The 12555-nt window shown below is 67.1% G+C and carries 11 protein-coding genes; 3 read left to right on the top strand and 8 right to left on the bottom strand.

The features are described 5' to 3' along the window. Nucleotides 1–10: 10 nt before the first annotated feature. The 8 genes from B9N72_RS05750 to B9N72_RS05715 form a co-directional block, all read right to left on the bottom strand. Entirely contained in the window at nucleotides 11–1150 is a 1140-nt protein-coding gene (locus B9N72_RS05750) for an ABC transporter permease (RefSeq protein WP_085275469.1), read from the bottom strand. After that, entirely contained in the window at nucleotides 1147–2076 is a 930-nt protein-coding gene (locus B9N72_RS05745; RefSeq protein ID WP_085275468.1) for an ABC transporter ATP-binding protein, read from the bottom strand. The genes B9N72_RS05750 and B9N72_RS05745 overlap by 4 nt, the downstream gene beginning before the upstream one ends. 1 nt (nucleotide 2077) lies before the next feature. Beyond that, nucleotides 2078–3052 carry an HlyD family secretion protein gene (locus tag B9N72_RS05740; RefSeq protein WP_143477757.1) on the bottom strand — a complete coding sequence of 325 codons (975 nt, stop codon included), beginning with the start codon at nucleotides 3050–3052 and terminating at the stop codon, nucleotides 2078–2080. Between the two features lie 195 nt (nucleotides 3053–3247). Further along, nucleotides 3248–4918 (bottom strand): L-lactate permease, encoded by a 1671-nt coding sequence (locus B9N72_RS05735; protein WP_085275466.1) that lies wholly within the window; start codon nucleotides 4916–4918, stop codon nucleotides 3248–3250. 454 nt (nucleotides 4919–5372) lie between these two features. After that, nucleotides 5373–6110 (bottom strand): UDP-2,3-diacylglucosamine diphosphatase, encoded by a 738-nt coding sequence (locus tag B9N72_RS05730; RefSeq protein ID WP_085275465.1) that lies wholly within the window; start codon nucleotides 6108–6110, stop codon nucleotides 5373–5375. Nucleotides 6111–6324: 214 nt separating this feature from the next. Further along, on the bottom strand, nucleotides 6325–6816 hold the full coding sequence (locus B9N72_RS05725) for a peptidylprolyl isomerase (RefSeq protein ID WP_085275464.1): 492 nt from the start codon (nucleotides 6814–6816) through the stop codon (nucleotides 6325–6327). A gap of 14 nt (nucleotides 6817–6830) precedes the next feature. After that, nucleotides 6831–7388, bottom strand: a complete 558-nt coding sequence (locus B9N72_RS05720; RefSeq protein ID WP_085275463.1) for a peptidylprolyl isomerase — start codon at nucleotides 7386–7388, stop codon at nucleotides 6831–6833. 132 nt (nucleotides 7389–7520) lie between these two features. Next, a complete protein-coding gene (locus B9N72_RS05715; protein ID WP_085275536.1) occupies nucleotides 7521–8771 on the bottom strand; it encodes an anion transporter in 1251 nt (416 codons plus the stop codon). Nucleotides 8772–9394: 623 nt separating this feature from the next. Here B9N72_RS05715 and B9N72_RS05710 point away from each other — a divergent pair. From B9N72_RS05710 to B9N72_RS05700, 3 genes are all read left to right on the top strand, one after another. Then, nucleotides 9395–10450, top strand: a complete 1056-nt coding sequence (locus B9N72_RS05710; protein ID WP_085275462.1) for a cation diffusion facilitator family transporter — start codon at nucleotides 9395–9397, stop codon at nucleotides 10448–10450. After that, nucleotides 10447–10761, top strand: a complete 315-nt coding sequence (locus B9N72_RS05705) for an ArsR/SmtB family transcription factor (RefSeq protein WP_085275461.1) — start codon at nucleotides 10447–10449, stop codon at nucleotides 10759–10761. Before B9N72_RS05710 ends, B9N72_RS05705 begins: the two co-directional genes overlap by 4 nt. Nucleotides 10762–10849: 88 nt before the next feature. Then, nucleotides 10850–12517, top strand: a complete 1668-nt coding sequence (locus tag B9N72_RS05700; RefSeq protein WP_085275460.1) for a SulP family inorganic anion transporter — start codon at nucleotides 10850–10852, stop codon at nucleotides 12515–12517. Nucleotides 12518–12555: the final 38 nt, after the last annotated feature.

Genomic DNA, 12555 nt, shown 5'->3' with positions numbered 1-12555 from the left:
TTGGCGGCTCCTAGTCCAGCGTGCGGCGGAAGGTTTTCAGCCCCACCCCCAGCACCACCGCCATGAATGCCAGGATCGGCCACACCTGCGGCCACAGCAGGCTCACGTCGTTGCCCTTGAGCAGGATACCGCGCACCAGCACCAGGAAGTGGGTCAGCGGCAGGCAGTTGCCGATGGCCTGGGCCCACTCCGGCATGCCGCGGAACGGGAACATGAAGCCCGACAGCAGGATCGAGGGCAGGAAGAAAAAGAAGGTCATCTGCATCGCCTGCAACTGGTTGCGCGCGATCGAGCTGAAGGTGATGCCAAGCGTCAGGTTGGCGCAGATGAACAGCAGCACCACAGCGTACAGCAGCACGAGGCTGCCCAGCATCGGTACGTCGAACACCCAGCGCGCCGCCAGCAGTACCAGCGACACCTGGATCAGCCCGATCAGGATGTAGGGCACGATCTTGCCGGTCATCACCTCGAGCGGCGTGGCCGGGGTGGCGAGCAGGTTCTCGAAGGTGCCGCGCTCGCGCTCGCGCGTCATGGCGAGCCCGGTCATCAGCACCATGGTCATGGTCAGGATCACGCCCATCAGTCCCGGCACGATGTTGTACGCGGTGATCCCTTCCGGGTTGTAGCGCTTGTGGAGGCGCAGCTCGATCAGCTGTTTTCCCGGCGGGTGAAAGCCGGGCAGGTCCGGGGTGAACACCTCGTTGCCGAGATGGTTGAGCACGGAAATGGCGCTGCCTGCCGCCACCGGATCGGTGGCGTCGGCCTCGACCAGCAGGCTCGGCTGCTCGCCGCGCACCAGCGCACGCTGGAAGCCGGGCGGGAAGGTGACCACGAACTGCACGTCGCCACGATCGAGCAGGCGCGCGGCCTCGGCCTCGCTCTCGACGCTGCCCACCAGATCGAAATAATCGCTGTTCCGCATCGCGGCGAGGTAGGCGCGCGCGAACGGGCTCGCTTCGGCCATCACCACCGCGGTGGGGAGGTGCTTGGGGTCGGAGTTGATGGCGAAACCGAACAGCAAGAGCTGGATGATCGGGATGCCGATGATCATGCCGAAAGTGAGCCGGTCGCGCTTGAGCTGGATGAATTCCTTGACGACGATGCCGAGCCAGCGCTGCAGAGAGGGGAGGGACAGGGTCAAGCGTCTCATGACGCGGCCTCCAGCGGGTCGGGGCGGTGGCGCATGAGCTGGATGAAGACGTCTTCCAGCGTCGAGTCGACCTGTGCCAGACGCAGCCCGTGCTCGCGGCAGAAGCGCTCCAGCGTCGGCTCCAGCAGGGCCGCGTCGGCACCGCTGACGTGCAGGCGCGCCCCGAAGCTCGCCACCTGTTCCACCCCCGACAGCTGCCGCAGCGCTTCGCCCAGGCCGGTGACGTCGGGGCCGCTGAGCTCCCAGGTGGCCAGCTGCTGCGCGGCGATGACTTCGCTGGCGGTGCCGGCGGCGAGCAGATTGCCGTAGGAGAGGTAGGCGAGGCGATGGCAGCGCTCGGCCTCGTCCATGTAGTGGGTCGACACCAGGATGGTGATGCCGCTCGCCGACAGGCGATGGATTTCCTCCCAGAAGTCGCGCCGCGCCTTGGGGTCGACGCCGGCGGTGGGCTCGTCGAGCAGCAGCAGCCGCGGCTGGTGCAGCAGGCAGGCGGCCAGCGCCAGGCGTTGTTTCCAGCCACCGGACAGGGTGCCGGCGAGCTGGTTGCGGCGCCCGGCCAGGCCGAGATCGTCGAGCGCTCGGTCCACCGCTTCGCGCCTCCCGCGCATGCCGAACATGCGCGCCACGAAGTCGAGGTTCTCGGCGATGGTCAGGTCGTCCCACAGCGAGAATTTCTGCGTCATGTAGCCGACCTGGCGCTTGATCTCGGCGCTTTGCGTCAGTACGTCGTAGCCCAGGCAGCGCCCGCTGCCGCTGTCCGGCGTCAAGAGGCCGCACAGCATGCGGATCGAGGTGGTCTTGCCGCTGCCGTTGGGGCCGAGAAAGCCGTAGATCTCGCCCTCGCGCACCTGCAGCGACAGGTCGCGCACCACGTGCTTGTCGCCGAAATGCTTGTTGAGGCCGTGGACATCGATGGCGAGTTCCATGTCACCTCCCGACCAGACTCACGTCCACCGGCAGCCCCGGACGCAGCGCGGCGGCCTGCTGCGGCGCCGGGTAGGCCTCGACGCGGAATACCAGTTTCTCGCGGCTGCCGCGGCTGTAGATCACCGGCGGGGTGTACTCGGCCTGTGCGGCGATGAACGCCACGGTGGCGCGGATCGGCGCCGGGCAGCCGTCGCAGTGTGCTTCCACCGCCTGGCCCGGGCGCAGTGTGCCGACCACGCTTTCCGGTACGAAGAAGCGCAGGCGGCGGCGGTTGTCCGGCAACAGGCTCGCCACCGGCTGGCCCGCCGGCACCCATTCGCCGGGGCGGTAGTAGGTCTCGACGATCTCGCCCGCGGCCGGGGCGCGCACCGCCTTCTTCTCAACTTGCCAGCGCTTCTGCTCCTGCTGTGCGCGCGCGGCCTCGAGCTCGGCGCGGGCGCCGCGTACTTCGGGCGGCCGGCCGAGGGCGATCTGCGTGCTTTTCAGCTGCTGGCGCAGCGCGTCGGCCTGGGCCACGGCCTGGTCGTGGGCGGCGGTGGCCTCGTCGAGCCTGGCCTGCGAGATGAAGCCCCGGCGCGCCAGCGCCTGTTGCTGGCGCAGTTGGGTGGCAGCCAGGCGCAGGGCGGCTTCGGCCGATTGCAGCTGGGCCTCGATCGCGGCGATTTCCGGCGGGCGGCGCGGTTCTTGCAGGTTCTGCAGTTTCTGTTCGGCCGACTGCACGCGCGCCTCGGCCTCCTGCAGCCCTTGTTGTTCCGGGTCGGGGGCGATGGCGAACAGCGCGGTGCCGGGCTGCACCCGGCTGCCGCGCGCGGTATCGAGCGTCTGCAGGTAGCCGGCGGCGGGGGCGGCGAGGTAGAGGTAGTCGCCCTCGATATAGCCCTGGTAGGCGTGGTCGGTGTCCTGGCTGCAGGCGGTCAGCAGCAGGGCGAGGGCCGTCGCCGCCAAGCGTGGCCCGCCCTGCCCAAGCATCCTCATGGTGGTTCCTTCTCTCGATCGGCCAAGGTGGATACCGCCAGTTTATTACTTTGTCGTGTTTCTGATCAGGGGAATCGAGGGGGCCCGTGAGGGGCTGAAGCGGCGAGGCAGCATCCGGCACGGCATGAGCCGTGCGCCGCAAACGCAAAAAAGGCTCCCCGCGGGGAGCCTTTGATCTTGTCGCCGGAGCGGCGATTACGGCCACAGCACCAGGTGGGTGAACGGCGGCAGGTAGGCCATGGCACTCACCACCAGCCCCACCATGCCGGCCAGCGCCAGCGAGTGCAGGAACACGTAGCGCAGGATCACGCCTTCCTTGCCATAGTACTGGGTGGCGGTGGAGGCGACCACGATGGACTGCGCGTCGATCATCTTGCCCATCACGCCGCCGGCGGAGTTGGCCGACGCCATCAGCACCGGCGACAGGCCGAGCTGCTGTGCCGAGGCCTTCTGCAGACCGCCGAACAGCACGTTGGCGGCGGTGTCCGAGCCGGTCAGCGCCACGCCCAGCCAGCCCAGCAGGGTGCCGAAGAACGGGTAGAACATGCCGGTGTGCGAGAACGCCAGGCCCAGCGTGATGTCCACGCCGGAGAAGCGGGTCAGGTAGCCCAGTGCCAGCATGGCGACGATGGTGACCAGCGAGTAGCGCAGCGACCAGAACGTCTCGCCGTACACCTTCACCAATTCGCCCGGACGGTAGCCCATCAAGAGGCCGGACAGCAGCGCGGCGACCAGGATGCCGGTACCGGTGGTGGAGAGCAGGTTGAGCTTGTAGATGGCGGCTTCCAGGTGCGGCTCGGCCACGACCGGCGGCATCTTCTGCACCAGGTTGTGCAGGCCCGGCCACTGGATGTCCAGGGTGAAGATGGTGTCCAGCACCTTCTTCACCGACGGCGAACCCCAGGCAAACACCATCACCGACAGGATGATCCACGGCAGCCAGGCGCGCAGCACTTCGCCGCCGCTGTAGCCGTGGCTGCCGCGCTTGGCGGTGCCGGCGTCAGCGGCCGCGACCTTGGCGCCGCCCATGGTGCCGAAGGTGGAGGTGAACACCTCTTTCGGGTGCCATACCTTGAGGAATACCACCAGCGCGGTGATCGAGCACACCGAGGCGATCACGGCTACCAGCTCCGGCCCCATCAGGTTGGAGACCAAGAGCTGCGGGATGGCGAACGACAGGCCGGCGACCAGTGCGGCCGGCCAGATACGCAGGGTGTTTCTCCAGCCGCAGAAGGCGATCAGCAGCCAGAACGGCACGATGACGGCGAAGATGGTCATCTGGCGGCCGACCATCGACGAGATCGACATCACGTCGAGCCCGGTCACCTTGGCCAGGGTGTTGATCGGGGTGCCCAGCGCGCCGTACGCCACCGGCGCGGTGTTGGCGATCAGCGACAGGCCCGAGGCGGCCAGCGGCGAGAAGCCCAGGCCGATCAGCATGGCGCCGGTCACGGCCACCGGAGTGCCGAAGCCGCCGGCGCCCTCGAAGAACGCACCGAAGCAAAAGGCGATCAGCAGCAGCTGCAGGCGGCGGTCGTTGGTGACGCTGGTGATGCTCTCGCGCAGCACCGTGAACTGGCCCTTACGCTCGGTGAGCTGGTACAGGAAGATGACGTTCAGAATGATCCAGCCGATCGGCAGCAGGCCATTGGCCGCGCCCATCAAGGTGGCGCTCATCGCCATGTCCACCGGCATGCCGAAGATGCCGATCGCCACCAGCAACGAGGCCACCAGCCCCATCACCGCGGCGATGTGCGCCTTGATATGGAAAATGCCGAGAGCGCTGAGCAGCACGATGACCGGCAGCGCAGCGCACAGAGTCGACAGCCAGGGGTTGCCCAGCGGATCGTAAACCTGAGACCACATGATGTTCTCTCCTGATTGTTTTGGTTGAGGGCGGCACCGGTCGCCGCCGGTGTTGGCCCTTTTGAGCGTTGTTATCCAGAAAGACTGGACTGTGCTCGAACTCTAATCAGGACGGAACGCGTCGTCATTTGGGGCTTGCCCTTGCGGGTTTACCCTCGAATGGCATGAAAAACAGCAAAAAGGTTGGCCGAAGCCGCGTTTGAGACGGGCTTCGGCCAACCTTTCGAAGTGAGGCGGAGCAGATGGAGGACATCGTCGCGAGCGGCCCCTTGATCCGGGACGCGTCGCCGGCTTGGCTCCGCCGGCAACCCCCGGTGCCGCGGTGTGTGGCCGCGGAAAATGCGGGTGACGCCGACGTTTCTGCGCCGCGGCATGCTAGCAGTGTGGCACGTGCTTGCTGGGCGAGCCTCTGTCGAGATTCGCCCGCGAGCGTAACGACGCCAAGTGGGTTTGCTCAGCAGCTCTCGCCGGCTCCCAGCGGGTGCGCCGACAGGCCGCTCTCGTCGAGCCGCAGGTAGCCGCCGCGCGCGCCGTGCCAGTCGGCGATCACCCAGCGCTCGGCCTGATGCGTGCCGTCGCCGTGACGGTGCGTGGCCGGACGGTGGGTGTGGCCGTGGATCAGCGTCGGCCAGCCGTGTGCCGCCAGCAAGGCCTCGATGGCGCTGTCGGTGACGTCGGAAATCGCCGACAGGCCGGTGCTGGCCTTGCCCGCCTCGCTCATGCCGCGCGCCTGGCGCGCGATGGCGTGGCGCTCGGCCAGCGGCCGCGCCAGCATCGCCTGCTGCCATTGCGGGTTGCGCACCATGGCGCGGAACTGCTGGTAGGGCGTGTCGTCGCTGCACTCGGCGTCGCCGTGCACCAGCAGGTAAGGGCGGCCGTAGGCCTCGATCAGCGCTGGCTCCTCGAGCAGCGTGGCGCCGCTGGCGCGGGCAAACTCCTCGCCCAGCAGGAAGTCGCGGTTACCGCGCAGTACGTAGAGCGGTGTGACGGCGGCAAAGTCGCGCAGCACCGCCAGCGCCTCGTCGATGAACGGCGAGCGGTCGTCGTCGCCCACCCACACCTCGAACAGGTCGCCGAGGATGTAGAGCGCGTCGATCTTGCCGCGCCAGTCCGCCAGCGTGGTGGCGAACAGGCGATTGAGCGCGGGGACATCCTCGCTCAGGTGCAGGTCGGAAATGAAATGGATGGCCATAAGCGAAAAAGGCCGCTGAGGCGGCCGGACATTAAAGAGTCGCTAACAAAACCCAGCATAGCGGTCTTGGCTAGGCGCACGGCTGCAGAAAACGAGACGTAGCCGAAGTTTCAGCGAAGCTACATGCAAGTAGTACGGCAAATGTTTGCTGAGCGAATCAGAGATTCGCACGCGAGCGCAACAACGCCAAGAGGGTTTTACCAGCGGCTCAGACTCAGATGATTTCGGCTTTGGTGATCAGCACGGCGTCCACCGGCACGTCCTGGTGCCCGCCGTGGCGGCCGGTCTTCACGCCCTTGATACGGTCGACCACGTCGGTGCCCTCGACCACCTTGCCGAACACGGCATAGCCCCAGCCCTGCGCGCTTTCCGACTTGAAGTCGAGGAAATCGTTGTCGGACACGTTGATGAAGAACTGCGCCGACGCCGAGTGCGGGTCCGGCGTGCGCGCCATGGCCACGGTGTAGGTCTTGTTGGACAGACCGTTGTTGGCCTCGTTCTTGATGGTGTCGCGCGTCGGCTTCTGCTTGAAGTCGGCGTCGAAGCCGCCGCCCTGGATCATGAAGCCGTTGATCACGCGGTGGAAGATGGTGCCGTCGTAGTGGCCGTCCTTGACGTACTGCTCGAAGTTGGCGGCGGTGATCGGCGCCTTCTCGGCGTCCAGTTCCAGCACGATGTCGCCGAAGGTGGTGGTCAGTTTGATCATTAGTCTTGTCCTAATCAGGGTTTCAGGATGGCTTTCTGGATGACGATCGGCTCGAACGGCACGTCGCCCATGCCGTTCATGTAGCCGGTGCGGGTCTTGGCGATGCGGTTGACCACATCCATGCCCTTGCTCACTTTGCCGAACACGGCGTAGCCCCAGCCTTGCGGCGTGGACGATTGGTAATTCAGGAAGTCGTTGTTGGCCACGTTGATGAAGAACTGCGCGGTGGCCGAGTTCGGATCGTTGGTGCGTGCCATGGCGATGGTGCCGATGTCGTTCTTCAGGCCGTTGTTGGCCTCGTTGGCGATCGGCGCGCGCGTCGGCTTCTGCTGCAGCTTGGCGTCGAAGCCGCCGCCCTGGATCATGAAGCCGTCAATGATGCGATGGAACACCGTGCCGTTGTAGTGGCCGGCCTTGACGTAGGCCACGAAGTTGTCGACCGTCTTCGGCGCCTTGGCCGAATCCAGCGTGATTTCGATGTTGCCCTTGTTGGTGATCAGTTCCACCACCGGCGCTGCCAGCGTGGTGAAGGGCAGGGCCGCGAGGGCCAGACAGGTCAGCAGAGATTTCATGATGTTCCGTTCTGGGAAGAATCGTGCCATTGCGTGGCGCGCCATGCAGGGTGTCGTCGCGCTCTCAATCCTAGCAGTTTACCACGTGCCTTATTCGATGCCTGCCCCCGCCGTCCGGCATGGCGGCTCGCCCTAGCCCGTGGCCAGGTGCAGGCGCAGCGCCAGGTAGATGCCGGCAATGGCCAGGGTGACCACGGTGACCGGCACCCCGACGCGCGCGTAGCCGCGCCAGTCGATGTCGATGTGGCGTCGCGCCGCGGCGTCCACCACGATGATGTTCGCGATACTGCCGACGATCAGCAGGTTGCCGGCCAGCGTGCTGACCAGGGCGAGCAGCGTGCCGGCCATCGGATGATGGGCCAGCGGCAGCAAGAGCATCACGGCGGGGACGTTGGACACGATGTTGGAGAGCACAAAGGTGACCCCGAACAGCGAGCCCAGCTGATCCAGGTGCACGCCGGCGGCGGCGAGGAGGGCGATGGCGTGCGCTGTGACCCCGGTGCGCTGCAGCGCGTGGTTCACCACGAACAGGCTCATGAACAGGATCAGCAACTCCCAGTCCACCAGCCCCAGCATCTTGCGCGAATGCAGCTTGCGGCTCATCAGCAGCAGGCCGGCGCCGATCAGCGCCATGTGCTCGCGTGGCCAAGGCGCCACCAGGAACGCCACCAGCAGCGCGCCGGCCACCGCCAGCCCCTTGGTGGTCTGCCAGGCGTCGAAGGCAATCGCCTCGGTGCGCGCCTCGTGCAGGGCGGCGGGCGGGACGAGCGCCGCGCCGTCCGTCCAGCGCCCCCGGGTCTGCCAGGCGATCAGCCCCCAGCACGCCAGCAGCCCGACACTCACCGGGAGAATGGCGTCAAGGAAGTAACCGTCGAATGACAACCCCAGGGTCTGGCCGATCAGCATGTTCTGCGGGTTGCCGATCAGCGTCGCGGCGGAGCCGATGTTGGCGGAACAGGCCAGCGCCAGCAGGTAGGGCGTCGGGGCGAGGCGGCGCTTCTGGCAGGCGTCGATCAGCACCGGGGCGACGGCGAGGCAGACGATGTCGTTGCTGAACACCGCCGACAGCGCCGCCACCACCACGATCAGGACTCCCAGCAGTCCGGCCGGACCCAGCGCCAGCGCCGCCAGCTTGTGCGTCACCCAGTCGTAGAAGCCGCCGAGACGCATCTGCGCCGACACCACCATGAACGAGAACAGCAGGATCACCGTGGGCAGGTGCACGGCGGCCACCGCTTCCTCCAAGCTCAGCGCGCCGACGCCGATCAGTGCGATGGCGCCGAGCAGGGCGACCCCGGTGCGGTCCAGTTGCAGGAAGGGTAGCCCGCCGAGAATCATCCCAAGGTAGACGATGAGAAAAATGACGACGATGGTGGTGAGCATGATGCGTTTGCCGGCCTCGGCCGGCACCTCTAGCGGGGGGTGGAAGGATTATGGGTGGGGTTTCGGGCCGGTGCCAGGGATGGCCGTCAGCGCGGGCGCATCGGGCGGGCAGACCCGGCTTCGTTTTCTCCAGGCCAACGAGCCCGGAGGGGGGTATCGCCCCACGGCGGCGCTAGCCGCGGCCAGCGCCGCCGTCCCGGCACGAGCGAGACGAGTGGTGCGATCCCGCCTGCGGTCGTCGAGGCGCAAGCCGCCATGGCGACGAGGCGGTCCTCGCTCCGGAAGCCGGCATCCGCGCCGAGTCGTGGGCCGCCATACCCCCGCGCATTCTAGCGACAAGCCGGCGGCTCTCCAACCGGGCGCCGCAGCAAAACCGATTCCCCCGCCGCCTGGCCGCGCTGGCCGAAGACGCCAACGCCCCCGGGCGACGCCTGGGGCGACGAGGCATCATCGAGTTCGTCCTGGATACATCCCGGGCAGGGCGAGAGGCAGGGTCTTTCGGTTGGCACGATGCCCAGTACGGCAAGGTGGCTCCGGGAAGGCTTGGGCTGCCGTGCCCCGATGCGATATAAAATACATGAACAGGTATTGATATTTGTGCCCATTCGTCGCGGAGCAGGCCGATGCCCCATTCCCATCACGATCACCCGCACGGTCATGACCATCATCACGATCACGCCCATGTGCCGACGGTCGGGGACGACAATCAGCGCAAGGTGCTGATCGCCTTCCTGGTCACTTTCGCTTTCATGGTGGTCGAGGTGGCGGGCGGTCTGCTGTCCGGTTCGCTGGCCCTGCTGGCCGACGCCGGTCACATGCTGACTGACGCCGCTGCGCTGGCGCTCGCCTACGGTGCCTTCCGCTTCGGCAAGCGCGCCGCCGACGCCAAGCGCACCTTCGGCTACCTGCGCTTCGAGGTGATCGCCGCCCTGATCAACGCCATCACCCTGTTTGTCATCGTGCTCTGGATCGTCATCGAGGCCATCGACCGCTTCCGCCACCCGGGGGCGGTGCTGGCGGGCCCGATGTTCGGCGTCGCAACCATCGGACTGTTCGTCAACCTGCTGGTGTTCTGGATTCTGAGCCGCGGCGACAGCGAGCACGTCAACATCAAGGGCGCGGTGCTGCACGTGCTGGGGGACCTGCTGGGCTCGGTCGCCGCCATCGCCGCCGCCGTCGTCATCTACTTCACCGGCTGGACGCCGATCGACCCGCTCCTGTCGGTGTTCGTCGCACTGCTGATCCTCTACAGCGCCTGGTCGCTGCTGCGCCACTCGCTGCACATCCTGCTCGAAGGGGCGCCGGAGCACGCCCAGCCGGATGCCATCGCCAGCCATCTGCGCCAGACCGTGCCGGAGCTCGCCAACGTGCGCCACGTCCACGTCTGGTCTATCACCTCGGGCCGGGTGCTGGCCACGCTGCACGTCGAGCCGCGCGCCGAGGCCGATCCGCGCCGCCTGGTGCAGGCCGTCGAGGTGGAGCTGGTGGCGCGTTTCGGCATCGCCCATGCCACCGTCGCCATCGACTGGCCCGAGACGGAAGCCGGCGCCTGCCACCTTGCCCCCCATGACGATGCCGGCCACCCAGTGGGCCACGCCGGGGCCGCCCCTGAACCCGACGGTCCGACCCATCCGGACCCGGCCCATCCTGGACCATGCCAGCAGGGACGTCCGCCGTGAGCCGGCCCACCCTCCCTTCCCCGGCCGACATCGCCGTGCTGGCCGAAACGTTCCGGCTGCTGGGCGACCCGACGCGTCTGCGCATCCTGTTCTCCTGCCTCGACGCGCCGCGTTCGGTCGGCGACATCGCGCAGAGCCTCGAGCTGTCGCAATCGCTGGTCAGCCACCACCTGCGGCTGCTGCGCGGCGCCCGGCTGGTGCGCGGTCAGCGCCGGGCCAGGCAAGTCTTTTACGAGCTGGCCGACCAGCACGTCAGCGACATGCTGGCCGACATGGCGTACCACGTGGCCGAGGAGCACGCCGAGAAATGAGCGGACACCGTTCCGCCGAAAGCCCTCTTGCATCCGGGGGCATTTCCCTCGTAGGCTGGTATTCATGACAATTCGTTGATCGCCCGCCATGTTGAACCTCAGCTTTCGCCCCCGCCTGATCGATGCACTCAAGGGTTATCACCGTGAAGGGTTCCGGCACGATGTCCTGGCTGGGTTGACGGTGGGGATCGTGGCGCTGCCGCTGGCGATGGCGTTCGCCATGGCCAGCGGGGTGACGCCGCAGGCCGGCATCTTCACCGCGGTCATCGCCGGCTTCCTGGCGTCGCTCCTGGGCGGGACCAAGTTCTCGGTGACCGGCCCCACCGGCGCCTTCATCGTCGTCATCTACGGCATCGTCGCCAAGTACGGCGTGGCCAACCTGCTGATCTGCACCTTCATGGCCGGCATGATGCTGGTGCTGATGGGGGTGATGCGGCTGGGGCAGGTGATCAAGTTCTTCCCAATGCCGCTGATCACCGGCTTCACCAACGGCATCGCGGTGCTGATCTTCCTCACCCAGCTCAAGGACTTCTTCGGCCTGCCGGTGGCGCAGATGCCGGCCGGTTTCTTCGCCATCGTCGCCACGCTCAGGGCGCGCCTGGCCGAGTTCGACGGCATGACGCTGGCGGTGTCGGGGGCGTCGCTGGCGCTGATCCTGCTGTGGCCCAAGCGGCTCAACAAGCTGTTGCCGTCGCCGTTCGTGGCCTTGCTGCTGGCGACCGTCACGGTGGCGCTGTTCCACCTGCCGGTGGCCACCATCGGCAGCAAGTTCGGCGGCATTCCGCAAGGGCTGCCGGCGTTCACTGGCCTGGCGCTGGACTGGGCGACGCTGTCCGAACTGATGACGCCGGCCTTCACCATCGCGCTGTTGGGGGCGATCGAGTCGCTGCTGTGCGCGGTGGTGGCCGACAGCCTCACCGGCGACAAGCACGACGCCAACCAGGAGCTGATCGCGCAGGGCATCGCCAATATGGTGGTGCCGTTCTTCGGCGGCATCCCGGCCACCGGGGCGCTGGCGCGTACCGCCACCAACATCAGCAACGGCGGGCGCACCCCGGTGGCCGGCATGGTGCACGCCGCATTGCTGCTCCTGGTGATCCTGGTGGCGGCGCCGCTGGCGTCCTACATCCCGCTGGCGGTGCTGGCGGCGATTCTGGTGGCGGTGGCGCTGAAGATGGGCGATTGGGATATCCGCAAGGCGGCGCAGTTTCCGCGCCACGACACCGCGGTGCTGGTGGTTACCTTCCTGCTGACCGTCGCCTTCGATCTCACCATCGCGGTGGAGATCGGCCTGCTGATGTCGGCGGTGTTCTTCATCCAGAGCATGGCGCGCAATACCAGCGTACAGCGGCTGCGGCCGGAGCACGCCCAGCTGTTCGAGCGCCATTCCATCGCCGGCAAGGTGGTGCCGCCCGGGTGCGCGGCGTTCCGTGTGGAGGGGGCGCTGTTCTTCGGTGCCGCCGACACGGTGGAGCGGGCGCTGCACGACGCGCCGGACGCGCGCGTGATCATTCTGCAGCTGCACCGGTTGGTGCTGCTCGACACCACCGGGCTGCTGGCGCTGTCGGCGCTGCGGCAAAGGTTGGCCGAAGAGCGGCGCACCCTGATCCTGTGCGGTGCCGGGGCCGAGGTGATGGGGTTGCTGGTCGGTTCCCGGCTGGCGGCGGAAATGGGCGAGCGCAACATCCAGCCCGATCTCGCCACGGCGCTGATGCGTGCCGAGGAGCTGCTGACCAGCGGAGTGGTGTGGGCGTAGAAAAAGCCTTGTATGGCGATATTTGTTTTAATTTGTGC

It is taken from the genome of Pseudogulbenkiania subflava DSM 22618 (assembly GCF_900177275.1).
GTDB classification, from domain to species: Bacteria; Pseudomonadota; Gammaproteobacteria; order Burkholderiales; family Chromobacteriaceae; genus Pseudogulbenkiania; species Pseudogulbenkiania subflava.
Note: the sequence above shows the minus strand (reverse complement) of the source record. Positions and strands in the feature narration are given on the sequence as shown.